Genomic DNA, 18,092 nt, shown 5'->3' with positions numbered 1-18,092 from the left:
AAGCTGGTCGAGAAGCGGCGTCGGTCGCGGGTGATCGCCCTGGTCGGGCTGATCTGGACGGTCGCATGGGTGATCGCCGGGTTCTCGGGGCTGGGGCACGGCAGCGCGATGATGGCGGCCGCCGCGTTCATCACGACGTACGCGCTGTTCGGTATCGGTGAGGCGATGCTGTCGCCGACGCTGGCGCCGCTGGTGGCGGATCTGGCGCCGGAGGGTTCGGTCGGGCAGTACAACTCGGCCTTCGCCCTGGTGAAGCAGATGGCGCTGGCGCTGGGGCCGCTCGGGGTGCCGCTGGGTGCGGGTGTTCCGATGCTCTACATCGGGATCTTCGTGCTGGTGTCGCTGGGCATCGCGGGGCTGGCGCTGCGGCTCGGCAGGCGGCTGAGCCCGGTGCAGGACAACCCGTCGTTGGCGCGGGCCGCCGCCGAGCCGGTGGTGGTCGTCAAGAGCGCTGCCTCCGCCGACGAGCGGGTGGCCGTGTAAGGCATTGGATGGTGTGGGGCCCGGTCCGTCGGACCGGGCCCTTTTGCGTGTCGCTCCTTGGTCGCTACTTGTCCGGTAGCGCGAATTCGCACCAGACGGCCTTGCCGCCGCCGGGGGTGCGGCGGGAGCCCCAGGACGAGGAGATGGTGGCGATGATCGAGATGCCGCGGCCGGTCTCGTCGGCGGGTTCGGCGCGGCGGTGGCGCGGGAGGTGGTCGTCGCCGTCGGTGACCTCGATGATCAGGCGGCGGTCGGTGCGGCGCAGGCGCAGGCGCATGGGTGGGGTGCCGTGCTGGAGGGAGTTCGCGACGAGCTCGCTCGCGGCCAGGACGCCGAGGTCGCACAGTTCGACGGGGAAGCGCCAGGAGGTCAGGACGCCCTGGGCGAAGGCGCGGGCACGCGGAGCGGCCTCGATGCCGCCGAGGAGTTCGAGGGCGGCGTTGTGGAACAGCTCGGCGTCGGCGCCGGTGCGGACGGGTTGCTGGAGGACCATGACGGCGACGTCGTCGTCGTGGTCGGCGTCGACGCCGAGGGCGCGCATGAGGCGGTCGCAGACGACGGCGGGGGTGCCCTGGGCGCCGGCGAGGGCGCGGGCGAGGGTGGCGACGCCTTCGTCGATGTCCTCGCCGCGGCGTTCGACGAGGCCGTCGGTGTAGAGGACGGCGGTGGAGCCGGGGCCGAGGGGGATGGTGCCCGAGGTGTGGAGCCAGCCGCCGGTGCCGAGCGGCGGGCCGGTGGGGTCGGCGGCGCGGCGTACGGTGCCGTCCTCGTCGCGGACCAGGATGGGCAGGTGGCCGGCGGAGGCGTAGGCGAGCAGGCCTTCGTTGGGGTCGTGGACGGCGTAGACGCAGGTGGCGATCTGGCTGGCGTCGATCTCGGCGGCGAGGCCGTCGAGGAGCTGGAGTACCTCGTGCGGAGGCAGGTCGAGGCGGGCGTAGGCGCGGACGGCGGTGCGGAGCTGGCCCATGACGGCGGCGGCGCGGACGCCGCGGCCCATGACGTCGCCGATGACGAGGGCGGTGCGGCCGGCGCCGAGGGTGATGACGTCGTACCAGTCGCCGCCGACGGCGGCTTCGGTGCCGCCGGGCTGGTAGGTGGCGGCGACGCGCAGGTCGTCGGGCTGTTCCAGTTCCTGGGGCAGGAGGGAGCGCTGGAGGGTGACGGCGGCTTCGCGTTGGCGGCGTTCGCTCGCGCGCAGGCGGTCGACGGCTTCGGCGTGGTCGGTGACGTCGGCGAGGTGGACGAGGATCCCGGTGTGGTGGGAGTCCGGTTCGTCGTCGGCGGCGGCCTTGGGGAAGTCGACGGGGGTACAGGTGACGGTGTACGAGCTGCCGCCGCCGGGGGCGGTGCGGTTCTTGGCGGTACGGGGCTTGCCGCTGCGCTGGACCTGGTCGAGGAGCGGGAGCAGGCCGAGCTCGCCGAGTTCGGGGAGGGCGAGGTGCGCGGGGACGCCGGTGGTGCGGGGGCCGAAGCCGGCGGTGTAGGCGTCGTTGACGTAGGCGACGCGGTGTTCGGGGCCGTGGACGAGGGCGACGAGGGCCGGGAGCAGGCCGAGGACCTCGCGTGCGGACAGCTCGTCGAGGGCGGGTACGGCGGGCAGGGGCGCGGTGCCGGTGCCGCTGACGGTGGCTTCGGCGGGGCTGCCATCGGGGGGCGTGACGGAGTGGCCGGCCTCGCCGCGGGCCGCCGGGACGGAGCCTTCGCCCCGTTTGGCCTGGGCGGCGGCGTGTTCGTTCCGGGCGGCGGCGCGGCGCTGCGTTCCGGGAAACCGGGCGCTCCAGCGCGTGAAGTTCACTGCGTTCAAGCCTCGTGGTGTCGCAGGGGGCGGTGTCGCTCGGTGAATGTCACTCGTTGAATGTCACTCGTAAATGTCACTGTGTGCAGGGGTGAGCCCACCTATGGTCACACGTCCGGTGGGGCCGAGCGCACTGTCGACGTCAGCTCTGTCCGTCCTCCGGGGGGGTGGGCGCGGGCCGGGGTTCGGGGTGTCGGGGGCCGGCGCCGGCGGCGAGTTCGAATTCTGCCCTGGGGTGTTCGAGGGAGCCTAGGGAGACGATCTCGCGTTTGAACAGCCCCGAGAGGGTCCATTCGGCCAGGACGCGCATTTTGCGGTTGAACGTGGGGACGCGGCTGAGGTGGTAGGCGCGGTGCAGGAACCAGGCCGGGTAGCCCTTGACCTTGCGTCCGTAGAGGTGGGCGACGCCCTTGTGGAGGCCGAGGGAGGCGACGGAGCCCGCGTATTTGTGGGCGTACTCGGTGAGGACTTCGTCGTGCAGGGCGGCGATGAGGTTGTCGGCGAGTTGTTTGGCCTGGCGCACGGCGTGTTGGGCGTTGGGTGCGCACAGGCGGCCGGCTTCTGGGGCGGTGATGTCGGGAACGGCGGCGGCGTCGCCGGCGGCCCAGGCGTGTTCGACGCCTTCGACGGTGAGGAAGGAGGTGCAGACGAGGCGGCCGTGTTCGTTGCGGGGAAGGTCGGAGGCGGCGATGACGGGGTGGGGTTTGACGCCGGCGGTCCAGACGACGGTGCGGGTGGGGAAGCGGGAGCCGTCGCTGAGGACGGCGACGCGGTTCTCGCAGGATTCGAGGCGGGTTTCGAGGCGGACGTCGATGTTGCGGCGGCGGAGTTCGCGGACCGTGTAGGTGCCCATTTCGGGGCCGACTTCGGGGAGGATCCGGTCGCTGGCCTCGACGAGCACCCATTTCAGGTCCTCGGCCTTGATGTTGTGGTAGTACCGGGCGGCGTAGCGGGCCATGTCCTCCAGTTCGCCGAGTGCCTCGACGCCGGCGTAGCCGCCGCCGACGAAGACGAAGGTGAGGGCGGCGTCGCGGATGGCGGGGTCGCGGGTGGAGGAGGCGATGTCCATCTGTTCGATGACGTGGTTGCGCAGGCCGATGGCCTCTTCGACCGTCTTGAAGCCGATGCCGTAGTCGGCGAGTCCCGGCACGGGGAGGGTGCGGGAGACGGAGCCGGGGGCGAGGACGAGTTCGTCGTAGGCGATCTCGATGTCGCCGGTGCCCTCCTCGGCGGTGGCGAGGGTGGTGACGGTCGCGGTCCGTTTGGCGTGGTCGATGCGCTTGGCCTCGCCGATGACGATGCGGCAGCGGTCGAAGACGCGGCGCAGGGGGACCACGACGTGGCGGGGGGAGATCGAGCCGGCCGCGGCTTCGGGGAGGAAGGGCTGGTACGTCATGTACGGCTCGGGGGTGACCACCGTGACCTCGGCTTCGCCGGATCTCAGCTTTCGCTGGAGCCGTAGGGCCGTGTACATGCCGACGTAACCGCCGCCGACGACGAGGATGCGCGTGCGGGGCGGGGTACCGGGGGCGTCGCCTCGGGAGTTAGCAGCCTTCACCATCCCATGACGCCTCCTGGCCGGGAGTTTGTCCACAGCCCCGACAAATTGTGTGACCGGAGGGGGCCGCGTGACGGGGTGGTCGGGGGGGTCGAATCTGGGGGAAGGTCCGCAGGTCAGAGCGTGCGGAGGGGGTGATTCCGGAGGCTTGCGGCGGAAAAGTGGGGGTGAATGCTCCGATCGGGCGGTGCTCCGTCCGGGGCTGCCTCTTCTGAATTGACTCTGGCTCAACTATGTTCGTATCTCGTCGAGAGTAGGACCAGGGCCTCACGACCGTGGCCCCCTCGACGTGAAGGCGGGGAGTGTCTCCGGGGGGAGACAAAATGATTACCGGGGGATACATATGCACATTTCCGATTTCCATGGCTCTGCCACCGCTCTGTCCACGACCGCGGAGAGCGGCGGGCGCGTGATGACGGGCGCCACCACCCACGGTGTGGGTCGGTCCACGCCCCTGCGCGTCGACGCGCAGCGCAACCTGGAGCACGTCCTGCGGGCGGCCCGCGAGGTCTTCGGCGAGCTCGGCTACGGGGCTCCGATGGAGGACGTGGCGCGGCGCGCGCGGGTGGGTGTCGGCACCGTCTACCGGCGGTTCCCGAGCAAGGACGTCCTGGTCCGGCGCATAGCCGAGGAAGAGACCGCCCGACTGACCGAGCAGGCCCAGTCCGCCCTGGGGCAGGAGGAGGAGCCGTGGCAGGCGCTGTCGCGCTTCCTGCGCACCTCCGTCGCCTCCGGTGCCGGGCGGCTGCTGCCGCCGCAGGTGCTGCGGGTCGGGGCGGCGGCCGAGGACGCGGAGGAGACCGCCGCGCGGGTTCCGCAGCAGCGGCAGGCCGTCGCGGGTGGTGCGGCGAACGGTGCGGTGAAGGGGGCCGTCGCCGGCTCGACACCGGAGCTGCGCGTCGTGGGTTCGCGGAGCTCCGTCGAGGACGAGCCGTCGGAGGACGCCGGGGCGGGTGCGCTGCTGGAGGTCGTCGGCCGGCTCGTGGACCGGGCCCGGGAGGCCGGGGAGCTGCGGACCGACGTCACGGTGGCCGATGTGCTGCTGGTGATCGCCACCGCCGCGCCGGCGCTGCCGGACCCGCAGCAGCAGGCCGCTGCTTCGGCCCGGCTGCTCGACATCCTGCTGGAGGGCCTGCGTTCGCGTACGGCCTGACGGAGGCTCGTGGGTGAGGTGCCCGCGAGTGAGGTGAGGGGCGCTTCGCGCGGGGGGTTCCGCGCGGGGCGCTTCTTTCTTCCTTCCTGTTCGGTGTGTGTGCACCGGGTTCGGTGTGTGCGCCGTGGTCGCTGTGTTCGCTGTGGTCGCTGCCCGATGTGGGGCGCCGGGGTGCCGGTGCGCGTCAACGGGGGGACCGTCGCGGGGAGTCGCCCGTAGGGGTGAGGCACCGGTCGGCGACCTGGTCAGGGGGCGGGAGCGCGCCCGGACGGGTGGATGCTCCGCGGACGGGACCGGGGGGCCGGTGCCGTGTGACACGCTGGATCGGTGTACCGGTTCGAGTGTGTCGTGCGGGGGCTGCCGCGATGAGCGTTGACGGGCAGGACGGGGCTCCCGGGGGCGCCGGAGGCGACGTGGGGGAGGGCACTTTGCCCGCCCGGCAGGTTCCGGCGCAGCGCGAAGGGGGCGGCCGGCATGCGGCTCCCGGTTCCTCGGGCGCCGATCTGCCGCCGTCCGACGCCGACTTGATCGCCCGGATGCGCGGCGGTGACGACGGCGCGTACGAGGAACTGTTCCGTCGGCACGCCGACGCCGTACGCCGTTACGCGCGCACCTGCTGTCGCGACGGGCACACCGCCGACGACCTGACCGCCGAGGTGTTCGCCCGTACCCTCCAGGCGGTACGGGGCGGCGCGGGACCCGACCACTCGGTGCGGGCCTACCTGTTGACCACCGTGCGCCGGGTGGCCGCCGCGTGGGCGAAGACCGCCAGGCGCGAGCAGTTGGTCGAGGACTTCGCGGTCTTCGCCGAGCAGGCCGCCATGGGCGCGGAGGGCGCGTTGTCGGGCGACGACACGCTGGAACTGGGCGCCGACGTACGGGCGATGCACGAGGCGGAGCAGTCGCTCGCCCTGCAGGCCTTCCGGAGCCTGCCCGAACGGTGGCAGGCCGTGCTGTGGCACACCACGGTCGAGGAGGCTTCGCCGAGTGCGATCGCCCCGCTGTTCGGGCTGAGCGCCAACGCGACGGCGGTACTGGCCAGTCGGGCGCGGGAGGGCCTCAAGCAGGCGTACCTCCAGGCGCACGTGAGTTCCGCGCTGAGCGCGGGCGGCGACTGCGCGCGGTACGCGGACCGACTCGGGGCGTACGCGCGGGGTGGCTTGCGGATGCGGGCGGAGCGGGGGCTGCGCAAGCACCTGGAGGAGTGCGCGCAGTGCCGCCTGGCCGCCGGGGAGCTCAAGGACGTCAACGCCGGGATTCCCGCCCTGCTGCCGGTCGCGGTCATCGGGTGGTTCGCCGCCGGGTACGCCGCCAAGGCGGCCGGGGTGGTGGCCGGTGGGGTCGCCGCCGCCGGGGCGGGTGGTGCTGCCGCCGCCGCGTCGGGGGGCGGGGTGCTGGGTGCGGGGGGTACGGCCGGTGTCGGTGGGGCTGCGGGTGCGGGGGGTGCGGCCGCTGCCGGTGGTGCGGCTGGGGCAGCGGGGGCGGGGAGTGCCGGAGGGGCCGGTGGGGCTGCCGGAGGGGCCGGCGGGGCCGGTGGGGCCGCTGTTTCCGAGGGGCTGGGGCTGCCGGCCAAGGCCGCCATCGCCGCCGGAATAGCGGTGGCCGCCGCTGCCGGGGTGGTGTTCGCCCTGGCCGGGGACGAGTCCGAGCCGCCGGAGCGCGCCCTGCCCGCCCCGAGCGCGGTGGCGCCCCTGACCCCGAAGAAGCCCGCCTCCACCCCGCCCGCGACGCTGCCGCCCGGCGATCCGGCACCGGCGGCGCCCGGACCCGTACCGGCGAAGCCGAGCGCCAAGCCGAGCGTGAAGCCGAGCGCGAAGCCCTCCGCGCCGCCGGCGTCGCGTCCGGCCGCCTCGGTGAGCCCGTCGAAGCGGCCGCCTTCGCCCACCCCGTCGCGGGCGAAGCCGTCGCCGCCGCCTTCGCCCGCGCCGGCGGAGGGGTTCCGGCTGGCGTCGCTCGGGCACGCGCCGTTGGGCTCGCACACCGGTCCCGAGGTGGAGACGTGGCGCAGCAGCTGGGTGTGGCAGCGGTGGGGGTTGGAGGTCGGGGGGCGGCGGTTCGCGCAGGGGATCACCGTCCACTCCCGTTCCTCGGTGGAGATCACCCTCAACCGGCAGTGCGCGAGCTTCTCGGCGCGGGCCGGTGTGGACGGGCTGTCGCTGCTGACCGACGGCCGGCTCCGCTTCTCCGTCTACGCGGACGGGCAGCGGCTGTGGCGCTCCGAGGCGCTCGGGTACGGGGACCTGCCCGCGGCCGTGGCGGTGCCGCTGACCGGACGGAAAAGCGTACGGCTGGTGGTGGAGCAGGTCGGGCAGGGGCACCTGCCGACGCTGGCGAGCTGGGCGGACGCGGTGATCAGCTGCCGCTGAGCCCGGCGGCGGCGCCGAGCCCGGCGGCGACCGCGAGTTCGGCGGCGACGTCGGCCGGTGCGAGGCGCTGCCCGGCCCGGTGGGCGCGTTCGTGCGCGGCCGGGCCGAGGACGGCGAGGTGCGGGCCGGGAGGTCCTTCACGACGACCCGCTCCGGCACCGACCGGGGTCGTCGCCGCGCCAGGCGCCGGCGGCCGCGAGGGCCCGTACGCTCTCGGCCGCGCGGCCCGCGTCGGCCAGCAGCAGCGCCGCCGTCTCGGCCATCCCGGCGAGGACGCGCTCGGCGCAGCGGGCGGTGACGGCCGTCGCGAAGGCGGGGGCGATGGTGGCGAGTCCGGCCTCGGGGCCGTGGTCGTGGGCGGCGAGGAGGGCCTGTACGACCTCCAGTGCGGCGTCGAACTGCGGGGGCGGAGTGACGCGGTCGGCCTCACCGCGGGCCCGGGTGCAGTCGCCTCGGGCCGCCTCGACGTCACCGCGCCCCAGGGCGAGCAGGGAGCGCAGCAGGTAGATGAAGGAGCGGGCGTCGTACACCCCGCCGTACAGCTCGCACTCGGCGTCGGCCTTCTCCAGGAGCCGCGCGGCCTCCTCGTAGTCGCCCTCGCAGTAGTACGTCTCCGCGATGCGGGCGATGGCGAAGGGGGCCTCGGTGTGGGCCCCGACCTCGTGGGCCAGGCGCAGGCATTCCTCGTACTCGGCGCGGGCGTCGGCGTGGCGGCCGCGGGAGAGGGCTGCCTCGCCGGCGGCGCTGGCGACCTGGGCGCGCGTCCAGCGGTCGCCGGTGCGGTGGGCGATCTCGTGCAGCTCGGCGAGGTCGGCGTCGATGGTGGGCAGGCCGCCGGTGAGGTCGATGGCGACGTGGGTGCGGAGCATGAGGGTGATGCCGAGTTCCCAGTCGCCGGCGTGGCGGCGGCAGTTCTCCACGGAGATGTCGAGGTTCGCGTGGAAGTCGCTGGTGTCGCCGGTGAGGAAGGAGGTCGTGGGCCAGAGCATGCCGGGGAAGCGGGTGGTCTCCGGGGAGCCGTGGCGAAAGGTTTCCTTGATCCGGTCGGCGAGGGCGATGTGCTCGGGGGTCCGGAACTCCTCGAAGGAGCGGCTCTCGGAGGACAGGAACATGCGCAGGACCTGGAGGCGTACGAAGGCCCAGTACGCGGTCGAACCCTCCGGCGGGTCGGGCGGGGTGAGGGCGAGCGCGCGGGCGGTCCACTCGGCGCCCTCCTCGCGGTAGTTGCGCAGCCACCAGAACCAGCCGAGGGCGAGGGCCAGGCGCCGGGCGGTCTCGGGGTCGGGGTCGCTCTCGTCGGTGGTGGAGTGGAGGGCCGAGCGGAGGTTGTCGAGTTCGGTCTCGACGCGGCGGATCCACGGGAGCTGTTCGGCGGAGCGGAGTTTCGGCTCCGCCTCCTCGGCGAGGGCGAGGTAGTGCGCGCGGTGGCGCCGGCGGGCGGTGCGGGCGGCGGCCGGGTCGGTGGCGGCGTACGCGGCGAGGCGCTCGGCGGCGTACTCGTGGATGGTCTCCAGCATCCGGTAGCGCATGCCGTCGGGGCCGGGCTCGGCGACGACGAGGGACTTGTCCACGAGGGAGCCGAGGACGTCCGCGACCTCGTACGACGGGTCGGCGCAGACGGCCTCGGCGGCCGGTAGATCGCAGCCGCCGGCGAAGACGGACAGGCGGGTGAGGACGGCGCGTTCGGGGGTGTCGAGGAGGTCCCAGGACCAGTCCACGACCGCGCGCAGCGTCTGTTGGCGGGGCAGGAGGGTGCGGGCGCCGCCGGTCAGGAGCCGGAAGCGGTCGTCGAGGCGGTCGGCGATCTGGCGCGGGGTGAGGAGGCGCAGGCGGGCGGCGGCCAGCTCGATGGCCAGCGGCAGCCCGTCGAGGCGGGCGCAGATCTCGGCGACGGCCGACGGGTCCTCGGCGATGGTGAACCCGGGACGGGCGGCGGCGGCCCGGTCGGCGAAGAGGCGGTGCGCGGGGGCGGGTGGCAGGGGTTCGACGGGGCGCAGGAACTCCCCGGGAACGCCCAGGGGTTCGCGGCTGGTGGCCAGGATCCGCACGCCGGGGCAGTGGGTGAGGAGGCGTTCGGCGAGCTCGGCGGCGGCGCCGATGACGTGCTCGCAGTTGTCCAGGACGAGCAGCAGGCGGCGGTGCGCGCAGTACTCGACGAGGAGGGTGGTCGGGTCCTCGGCCGGGGTCTTCTCGCGGGCGACGAGGGTGTTCTCGCGCAGGCCGAGCGCGCTGAGGACGGCGCCCGGGACGGCGGCGGGGTGGTCGAGGCGGGCCAGCTCGACCAGCCAGCCGGACTCGGGCTGATCGGCGGCCGCGTGCTCGGCGAGGCGGGTCTTTCCGGAGCCGCCGGGGCCGGTGAGGGTGATGAGGCGGAGGTGGGTGAGGTCGCCGGCGAGGGCGGCGAGTTCGGGCTCGCGGCCGACGAAGGAGGTGAGGCGGGGGCGGAGGTTGCCGCGAGGGTGTGGGGGGTGGAGGTGGGGGGCGGGTTCCGGCGGGGCGCGGGCGCGGCGGCGGGCGCGGGCGCGGGCTGGAGGAGTTCCGCGTGCAGGGCGCGCAGTTCCGGGCCGGGGTCGGTGCCGAGGGTGTCGGCGAGGAGGGCGCGGGTGCGCTCGTAGGCGGCGAGGGCGTCGGCGGGGCGTCCCGCCGCACGGAGCGCGCGCAGCTGCTGGGCGCGGAGGGGTTCGTCGTACGGGTTCTCGTGGATCAGTGCCTCGATCTCCGGGAGGAGTCCGGCCGGGGCGGGGGCGGCGGGGCTCCCGAGGCTGCGCAGGTCGGCCTCGATGCGGTCGCGCAGGGCGGCGGCGCGGCGTGCCTCGGGGGCGGAGGCGTAGGCGGTGCGGGCGGGTTCGGGGAGGTCGGCGAGGGCGGGGCCGCGCCACAGGGCGAGGGCCTCGCGGAGGCGCCGGCGGCGGTGGCGGGGTCGGTGGGGAGCAGTCGGGCGCCGTGGGCGGCCAGGCGGGTGAAGCGGTGGAGGTCGACGTCGTCGCGGGCGGCGGCGAGGCGGTAGCCGCCGGTGGGGTCGGCGGTGACGGCCTCGCGGGAGCCGAGGGTGCGGCGCAGGCGGGAGACGAGGGCCTGGAGGGCGGCGGGGGCGTCCTGGGGCGGGTCGTCGCCCCAGACCTCGTCGACCAGGGCGGCGACGGGGGCGGCGGCGGGGGCGCCGGCGCGGAGGGCGAGGGCGGTGAGGAGCGCGCGCAGGCGGGCGCCGCCTAGGGGGAGGGGGGCGCCGGTCTCGTCACGTGCCTCGGTGACGCCGAGGATGAGGTACCGCACCGGGTCAGTTTGCCTTGTGGCGGGGGTGGGGTGCGCGGGGTTTTGGGGTGGGGCCGCTGCGCGGGGCTTCTCCCCGCCCCGCCCTTTCACCGTTCCCCGGAGGCTCGTCCCCGGACCCCCGCGCCTCAAACGCCGGCGGGGCTGGAGGGGTGGGGTGGGTGGGGCCCCGCGCCGCGAGCGGCGGTGAGGCGGGGAAGGGGTGGGGTGCGGCGGCCCCCCACGGGCGGAGCGCCGCGCCTCGGCGGCGGGGGGAAAGGGTGGGGCGGGCGGGCGCCGGAGCGGGCGGCGGGGCCCGCGCCGCGAGCCGCGGCGAGGCGGGGAAGGGTGGGGCCGCCCGCCACGGGGCTTCGCGCGGGTCAGGCGGCGGGGAAGGGGTGGGGCGGGCGCTGGAGCGGCAGCGGGCCTCCGCCACGAGCGGGGAAGGGTGGGGCGGCCTGCCACGGGAGTCGCGCGCCTCAGGCGGCGGCGGGAAAGGGTGGGGCGGGCGGGCGCCGGAGCGGGCGGCGGGGCCCGCGCCGCGAGCCGCGGCGAGGCGGGGAAGGGGTGGGGCCGCCCGCCACGGGGGCTTCGCGCGCGTCAGGCGGCGGGGGGAAGGGGGTGGGGTGGGGCGGCCCGCCACGGGCGTAGCCCCCTCAGGCGGCGGCGGGGGCGGGTGGATCAGCGGGCCGTCAGGCGGGGGAGGTGGGACGGGGGGTGGGGGAAGGCGCGGCGGCGGGGGGTGGTGGTGCCCGTCCAGCAGGTGCCTCGGCGGGAGAGGAGGCGGCGGAGCCACAGTTCCATCGAGACGAGTTCCGCGAGGCCGTCGAGGGGGACGGGCAGGCCTTCGGCGGCGTCGGTCAGGGCCTGGCGGACGGCCCGGGTGTCGATGAGTCCGGCGTCGGCGAGCAGCGGGGCGTGGAAGAGGGCGAGCAGCTCGGGCAGGGCGGCGCGCAGCCCGAGCCGGGTGGCGGTCTCGTTCGGGGTGTGGGTGGTGGCGCCCCAGCCGGGCGGCAGTTCCCGTACCCCGGCGGAGGCGAGGACGCCGCGCAGGATCGCGGCGCGGGCCCCGGGTTGCACCCGTAGGGACTCGGGCAGGGCGCGGGCGGCCCGTACGACCTGGTTGTCGAGGAACGGGGCGTGCAGGCGCTGGCTGCGGACCTCGACGGCCTGCTCGAAGACCCGGTGGTCGGCCGCGTGGCGGGCCAGCACCGCGCGGGCGCGGGCCTCGCCGGGGCGCAGGGACAGCGGTGGGCGGCCCGCGGCGGCGGCGAGACGGATCGATACTTCCGCGAGGGCTTCGCCGGTGAGCCAGCGCGCCGCGGGTCCGGGCCGGGACCACGTCAGGGCGGCGAGCGAGGCGTCGACCGGCCCGGTGGGTCCGGCGCCGACGCCGGCGCCCACGCCGCCTTCGCGCAGGCGGGCCGCGGCGGCCTCGATGCCCGCGCGGTACGGCGTACGGGCGAGGCGGCGGGCGGCGGAGTAGACGGAGAAGGGGACGAGGAGGGGCCCCTCGGGCGCGGAGCGGGCGAGGGCGGCGACGGGGCGCAGCAGGTGGCGGCGTCTGCGGTCGAGGAGCAGGTCGGCCATGCGGGCGGGGTGGGCGTCGAGGACCTGGCGGGCTCCGTGGCCGGTGAAGTGGTCGGCGGAGCCGGCGGCGAGGCGGCGGCGTTCGCGGGCGGCGGAGACGAGGGAGGGGCCGGGTTCGTCGGTGAGGGGGCCGTCGAGTTCGGCGTAGGGGAGGGCCTCGGCGGCGGCGGCCACGACGACGTGGTGCAGGCGGGGGTCGGCGGCGATGGCGTGGGCGCGTTCGAGTTCGGGTTCGCGGCCCTGGGGGGTGGCGAGGTCGTTGAAGGTGACGGCGAGGAGGCGGGAGCCGCTGCCGGGCAGGGTGCCGGGGGCGCCGGGCAGGCCTGCGGCGAGCAGGGCGAGCGTCGCGGAGGCGCTGCCGCCCGACAGGTCGGCGCCGACGCCGGGCGCGGGGGCGCCCCGGGCGGCGCGCCGGTCGGCGGGGCCCATTCCGGGCACGGGTCCGGGGTCGGGGGCGAGGGTCTCGGGGGCATGCCGGGGAGCCGTGAGCCGGGCGCGCACCGCGTCGACCAACGCTTCCCGTACGCCCTCGACCGCCCCCTCGGGGTCGGCCTCGGGGGCGGCGACGGCGAGGGAGGCGACGGGCTCGTAGCCGGTGATCTCGCGGGAGCCCTCGCGCAGGATCAGGGTGTGGCCGGGCGGGATGCGCCGGACTCCGACGTACGGGGTGCCGTCGCCGAGGGCTTCGGGGCTGTCGGGGCAGGCCAGCAGGGCGGCGAGGTGGCCGATGTCGAGCTGCGCCTCGATGAGGTCGGCGAGGGGGAGGGCGGCGGTGGCGTACGCGGTGCCGCCCGCCCAGGGGGTGTAGAAGACGGGGCGGGCGCCCGCGAGGTCGCCGAGGACGGTGATGCGGCGGCCGGCCTGGACGACGGCCGTGTAGCTGCCGGACCACTCGGTGAGGTGGCGCAGGGCGCCGCCGCGCGCGGCGTACAGGGCGCGGCGCAGTTCGGCGTCGGTGGCGCCGCAGCAGCCGAGGACGGCGAGGCGGGTGAAGGGGTCCGCGGGGTCGGCGGTGACGGTGCGGATCTCGTCGGGGCGCCAGTCGCCGACGGCCCAGAGGGGGTCGGGGTCGCCCCACAGGAGTTGCGCGCCGACGGGGTGGACGGTGCGTTCCGCGTCCGGGGCGGCCGGATCGTCGGGGTGGGCGGCGTCGGCGAGGCCGCCGCGCGGGGGGTCGGCGTAGGGGCCGTAACCGGACGGGCCGTAACCGGACGGGCCGTAACCGGAGGCGCCGTAACCGGACGGGCCGTGGCCGGTCGGGCCCGATACGCCCGCGCCGTGCGCCGCGGGGCCCCCGGATACGCGTCCGGCCGTGCCGAAGTTCGCGGCGATACTGCTCCACCCGACCAACCAGCGCACCGCCGCCTCCCCCAGCCCGTGGGCACATGACCGGGGCAACGGACGGCACGGACGTGACGGTCAGCGCGAAGGGCGCGGCCGGCGGGGCCCCGAGTGGCTCGGGTCCCATGCTGCCACGAGACGGGCGTGCGAGAGTGGCTTCGGGGGGCGCACATGTAAACGAACACGCCCCGGCCATGCGGTATTTGGCGTTCCGTTCCCACCGCCCCATAGGCCGATTTCAGCCATTTTTCGGCGGCCCGACCCCGCGCCCGGCCGCTCGTTCAGGTCAGTGCGCGGCGCGCGGTCCGGGAGGCGGTTTCCACCCCCCGGACCGTTCCGCCACCCGCGGGGATTGAGGCAGCGGCATCCCCCGGCCCACCGGATCCACTCGGAGGGCCGACCCACGCACCGCACATCGAATCGCCGGGCCCCGGGAGCGGCCAGAGCGCACGGCCGGGCGCACGGCCACACGGCCGGAGCACGCGGCGGGAGGTGCGCCCCGGGTACGGGCCCCCGCTTGCCCGTACATACGGACAACAATCCCGCCATACGGAAGTCGAGGCCTTAACGCTTGGGAGGCGGGGAACTACGCTGGGTTTACGAAATGCCGGGCGCCTATGCCCCGGCGGCGTCTGCGTTCCGCGTGTGACGAGGGGTGGCGCATGTCCAGGGAGCTCCGCGAGCCCAACGAGAAGCTCGGCGCCGTCCTCGCCCTCGCCGGCATCAGCAACGCCGGCCTGGCCAGGCGGGTGAACGACCTCGGCGCGCAGCGCGGGCTGACGCTGCGGTATGACAAGACCTCGGTCGCCCGGTGGGTGTCGAAGGGGATGGTGCCGCAGGGCGCGGCCCCGCACCTGATCGCCGCCGCCATCGGGGCGAAGCTGGGGCGGCCGGTGCCGCTGCACGAGATCGGGTTGGCGGACGCCGACCCCGCGCCGGAGGTGGGTCTGGCCTTCCCGCGCGACGTCGGGGCGGCGGTGCGTTCGGCGACGGACCTGTACCGGTTGGACCTCGCGGGGCGTCGTGGGGGTGGCGGGATCTGGCAGTCGCTCGCCGGTTCCTTCTCGGTGTCGGCGTACGCGACGCCCGCGTCGCGCTGGCTGATATCTCCCGCCGACAGCTCGGTGGCGCGCGAGCCCGCGGGGGCGCCGCAGCAGCGGCACGCTCAGCCGCACGCATCCGCATCCGCGCCGGAGCAGCCGCAGCAGGCCGCCGCCCGCCCGGCCTCCGCGTCGACGGCCGCCGTCGGGCGCGGCGCCGCACCGTCCCGCGCCGTGTCGTCGCGGCAGTCCGCCCCGCCGCGGCAGTCCGCCGTTGTCCCCGCTCAGGGCCTTGTGCCCGCCCAGCCCGGACCCGAAACCGGGCAGCCCCCGCCCGCGCACGCCCCCTCCCCCTCCCCCGCTCCGGCGCCCGCGGCGCTCACGAGCCTGTCGTCGGACGCCTCCCCGCAGCGCGTGGGCCACAGCGACGTGACGAAGCTGCGCGAGGCGGCCGAGGACGCGCGCCGCTGGGACTCCAAGTACGGCGGCGGGGACTGGCGTTCGTCGATGGTGCCCGAGTGCCTGCGGGTGGACGCGGCGCCGCTGCTGCTCGGCTCCTACACGGACGAGGTGGGGCGCGCGCTGTTCGGGGCCACCGCCGAACTGACCCGGCTCGCCGGCTGGATGGCCTTCGACACCGGCCAGCAGGAGGCGGCCCAGCGGTACTACATCCAGGCCCTGCGCCTGGCCCGCGCGGCCGCCGACGTACCGCTCGGCGGGTACGTCCTGGCCTCCATGTCCCTCCAGGCCACCTACCGCGACTTCCCCGACGAGGGCGTGGATCTCGCCCAGGCCGCCGTCGAGCGCAACCGGGGCCTCGCCACCGCCCGCACCATGAGCTTCTTCCGCCTCGTCGAAGCCCGCGCCCACGCCAAGGCGGGCGACTCGGTCGCCGCCGGCGCGGCGCTGCGGGCGGCCGAGGGCTGGCTGGAACGCTCCCGGGAGGGGGACGCGGATCCGAGCTGGCTCGGTTTCTACTCGTACGACCGTTTCGCGGCGGATGCGGCGGAATGCTACCGGGACCTGAAACTCCCGCGTCAGGTCCGCCGGTTCACCGAGCAGGCCCTCTCCCGCCCCACGGAGGAGTACGTACGCTCCCACGGACTGCGGCTGGTCGTCAGCGCGGTCGCCGAGCTGGAGTCGGGCAACCTCGACGCGGCGTGCGCGGCCGGCACCCGGGCCGTGGAGGTCGCGGGCCGCATCTCCTCGGCGCGCACGAACGAGTACGTACGGGACCTGCTGCACCGGCTCGAACCGTACGGGGACGAACCGCGCGTCGCGGAGCTGCGCGAGCGGGCCCGGCCGCTGCTGGTGGCCCCCGCGTAGCCTCGCTGTCGGTGGCGGGGTGCAGTATGCAGGGGTGGGAGGTGTCAGCGTGGACTGCGACGTGCTGGTGATCGGGGGCGGGATCGTCGGCCTGTCGACGGCGCATGCCCTGTCGCGGCTGGCTCCGGGGACCCGGGTGACCGTCCTGGAGAAGGAGCCGGGCCCGGCCCGTCACCAGACGGGCCGCAACAGCGGGGTCATCCACAGCGGGATCTACTACCGTCCGGGCTCGCTGAAGGCCCGCTTCGCGGTGCGCGGGGCCGCCGAGATGGTCAAGTTCTGCGCGGAGCACGACATCCCGCACGAGGTGACCGGCAAGCTGATCGTGGCCACCGAGCGGTCGGAGCTGCCGCGTCTGCACTCCCTCGTCCAGCGCGGCCGGGAGAACGGCATTCCGGTGCGCGAGCTGGGTCCGGCGCAGATCGCGGAGTACGAGCCGGAGATCCGCGGCCTCGCCGCGATCCACGTCGCCACCACCGGCATCGTCGACTACGGGCGGGTGGCCGCGCAGTTGGCGGAGTCCTCGGGCGCGGAGGTGCTCTACGGCGCGGAGGTCGACCTGATCTCCCGCCGCCCGTCCGCCGTCGCGGTCCGCACCACCTCCGGACTGGTCGTCCGGGCGCGGGTACTGGTGAACTGCGCGGGCCTGCAGTGCGACCGGATCGCCCGCCTGGCCGGGGACGACCCGGGCATGCGGATCATCCCGTTCCGGGGTGAGTACCACGACCTGGCCCGCCCGGAGCTGGTCCGGGGCCTGGTCTACCCGGTGCCGGACCCGGCGTTCCCCTTCCTGGGCGTCCACCTCACGCGGGGCATCGGCGGCGGCGTCCACGTCGGCCCGAACGCGGTGCCCGCGCTGGCCCGCGAGGGCTACGGCTGGGGCACGATCCGCCCCCGCGACCTCGCCGACGAGCTGACCTGGCCGGGCTCCTGGCGGATGGCCGGCCGCCACTGGCGGTACGGGGCCGGAGAGATCCACCGCTCGCTGTCGAAGCGGGCCTTCACCGAGGCGGTACGCCGCCTGCTGCCGGCCGTCACGGAGGCGGACCTGACGCCCGCCAAGGCCGGCGTGCGCGCGCAGGCGGTCCTGCGGGACGGCACCCTGGTGGACGACTTCCTCATCCGGGAGGCCCCGCGCACGGTCCACGTCCTCAACGCCCCCTCCCCGGCAGCCACCGCGTCCCTCCCGATCGGCCAGGAGATCGCCACCCGCACCCTCCACCACCTCACCACCGCCTGACCCCCGACAGTGGCTTCGCGCAGCGGCGCCCCCGCACCCCCCGTCGTAGAATCTCCGCATTGTGTCTGAGCCCCTGAACCCCCAGCCCAGCCTCCCCGCCACCCCGCCGGAGGCCACCGCGCCGGAGGCGACCGCCTACGTGCCCCCCAAGTGGCGCACCGAGCCCCGCTTCCCCGACGGCCCCGCGCCCGACCCCGCCGGGTCGCACCACGAGCGCCGCATCCGCAGCTTCCAGCCGCGGCGCAGCCGTGTGACCACCGGCCAGGGCGAGGCGCTGAAGCGGCTCTGGGGCACCTGGGGCCTCGACATCGACGGCCACGAGGTCATCGACCTGAAGAAGCTCTTCGACGGCCTGCCCGTGGTCCTGGAGATCGGCTTCGGCATGGGCGAGGCCACCGCGCAGATGGCCGCCGCCGACCCCACGATCGGCATCCTCGCCGCCGACGTGCACACCCCCGGCCAGGGCAACCTCCTCGCCCTCGCGGAGCGCAACGGCCTCACCAACATCCGTGTGGCGAACGGCGACGCGATCATCCTGCTCCGCGAGATGCTCCCGCCCGCCTCCCTCGCCGGCATGCGCGTGTACTTCCCGGACCCGTGGCCCAAGGCCCGCCACCACAAGCGGCGGCTGATCCAGCCCGAGTTCCTCGACCTGGCCGCGACCCGGCTGGCGCCGGGCGCGATCCTGCACTGCGCGACCGACTGGGAGGACTACGCCGAGCAGATGCTCGAAGTCCTCACGGCGCACCCGGCGTTCGAGAACACCGTGGCGGACGGCGGCTACGCGCCCCGCCCCGACTTCCGGCCCCTGACCCGCTTCGAGGGCCAGGGCCTGGACAAGGGGCACGTCGTCCACGACCTCCTCTTCGCACGCAAGGCCGAGCCTTCCCCCGAGTCCGCTACGGACTGAGGAACGTCACTCCCCGTGTCAGACCCGCTCGGTAGGGTCAT

At 75.5% G+C, this 18,092-nt stretch carries 10 protein-coding genes and 1 pseudogene (1 of these 11 only partly in view); 6 read left to right on the top strand and 5 right to left on the bottom strand.

Annotated features, from left to right (window positions below; translation table 11 throughout):
- Positions 1–483, top strand: the 3' portion of a protein-coding gene (locus tag M4D82_RS17995) for an MFS transporter (RefSeq protein ID WP_249767017.1). It extends 807 nt beyond the left edge of the window; 483 of the gene's 1,290 nt are visible here — the last part of the coding sequence; the start codon falls outside the window, past its left edge; the stop codon is at positions 481–483.
- 64 nt (positions 484–547) lie between these two features.
- On the opposite strand, the gene M4D82_RS17990 is transcribed toward M4D82_RS17995, so the two are convergent.
- Positions 548–2,278, bottom strand: coding sequence for an ATP-binding SpoIIE family protein phosphatase (locus tag M4D82_RS17990; protein WP_249771920.1), 1,731 nt, complete (start codon positions 2,276–2,278; stop codon positions 548–550).
- A gap of 142 nt (positions 2,279–2,420) precedes the next feature.
- The gene (locus M4D82_RS17985; protein ID WP_249767016.1) at positions 2,421–3,839 is read right to left on the bottom strand and encodes an NAD(P)/FAD-dependent oxidoreductase; all 1,419 of its coding nucleotides are present in this window, start codon (positions 3,837–3,839) and stop codon (positions 2,421–2,423) included.
- A 340-nt stretch (positions 3,840–4,179) separates the two neighbouring features.
- Here M4D82_RS17985 and M4D82_RS17980 point away from each other — a divergent pair, with 340 nt between their 5' ends.
- Together M4D82_RS17980 and M4D82_RS17975 are read left to right on the top strand one after the other, a co-directional pair.
- The gene (locus M4D82_RS17980) at positions 4,180–4,989 is read left to right on the top strand and encodes a TetR/AcrR family transcriptional regulator (protein WP_249767015.1); all 810 of its coding nucleotides are present in this window, start codon (positions 4,180–4,182) and stop codon (positions 4,987–4,989) included.
- Positions 4,990–5,354: 365 nt separating this feature from the next.
- A complete protein-coding gene (locus tag M4D82_RS17975) occupies positions 5,355–7,355 on the top strand; it encodes a sigma-70 family RNA polymerase sigma factor (RefSeq protein ID WP_249767014.1) in 2,001 nt (666 codons plus the stop codon).
- Between the two features lie 137 nt (positions 7,356–7,492).
- Here M4D82_RS17975 and M4D82_RS17970 read toward each other — a convergent pair whose 3' ends face one another.
- From M4D82_RS17970 to M4D82_RS17950, 3 genes and pseudogenes are all read right to left on the bottom strand, one after another.
- The gene (locus M4D82_RS17970) at positions 7,493–9,721 is read right to left on the bottom strand and encodes an ATP-binding protein (protein WP_349637117.1); all 2,229 of its coding nucleotides are present in this window, start codon (positions 9,719–9,721) and stop codon (positions 7,493–7,495) included.
- 224 nt (positions 9,722–9,945) lie between these two features.
- Positions 9,946–10,236 (bottom strand): annotated as a pseudogene (locus M4D82_RS17960) (BTAD domain-containing putative transcriptional regulator); the annotation flags it as partial.
- 1,049 nt (positions 10,237–11,285) lie between these two features.
- Positions 11,286–13,553: an asparagine synthase-related protein gene (locus tag M4D82_RS17950; protein WP_249767011.1), complete on the bottom strand. Its 2,268-nt coding sequence runs from the start codon at positions 13,551–13,553 to the stop codon at positions 11,286–11,288.
- A 644-nt stretch (positions 13,554–14,197) separates the two neighbouring features.
- Here M4D82_RS17950 and M4D82_RS17945 point away from each other — a divergent pair.
- The 3 genes from M4D82_RS17945 (at position 14,198) to trmB (ending at position 18,051) form a co-directional block, all read left to right on the top strand.
- On the top strand, positions 14,198–15,901 hold the full coding sequence (locus tag M4D82_RS17945; protein WP_249767010.1) for an NsdA family TPR-like regulatory protein: 1,704 nt from the start codon (positions 14,198–14,200) through the stop codon (positions 15,899–15,901).
- A 19-nt stretch (positions 15,902–15,920) separates the two neighbouring features.
- Positions 15,921–17,141 carry an L-2-hydroxyglutarate dehydrogenase gene (lhgD, locus tag M4D82_RS17940; protein WP_249767009.1) on the top strand — a complete coding sequence of 407 codons (1,221 nt, stop codon included), beginning with the start codon at positions 15,921–15,923 and terminating at the stop codon, positions 17,139–17,141.
- 61 nt (positions 17,142–17,202) lie between these two features.
- Positions 17,203–18,051 carry a tRNA (guanosine(46)-N7)-methyltransferase TrmB gene (gene trmB, locus M4D82_RS17935; protein ID WP_502988953.1) on the top strand — a complete coding sequence of 283 codons (849 nt, stop codon included), beginning with the start codon at positions 17,203–17,205 and terminating at the stop codon, positions 18,049–18,051.
- Positions 18,052–18,092: the final 41 nt, after the last annotated feature.

Source organism: Streptomyces sp. RerS4 (assembly GCF_023515955.1).
Classification (GTDB): Bacteria; Actinomycetota; Actinomycetes; order Streptomycetales; family Streptomycetaceae; genus Streptomyces.
The sequence above is the reverse complement of the archived record's forward strand: the minus strand, read 5'-3'. Positions and strand labels throughout refer to the sequence as shown.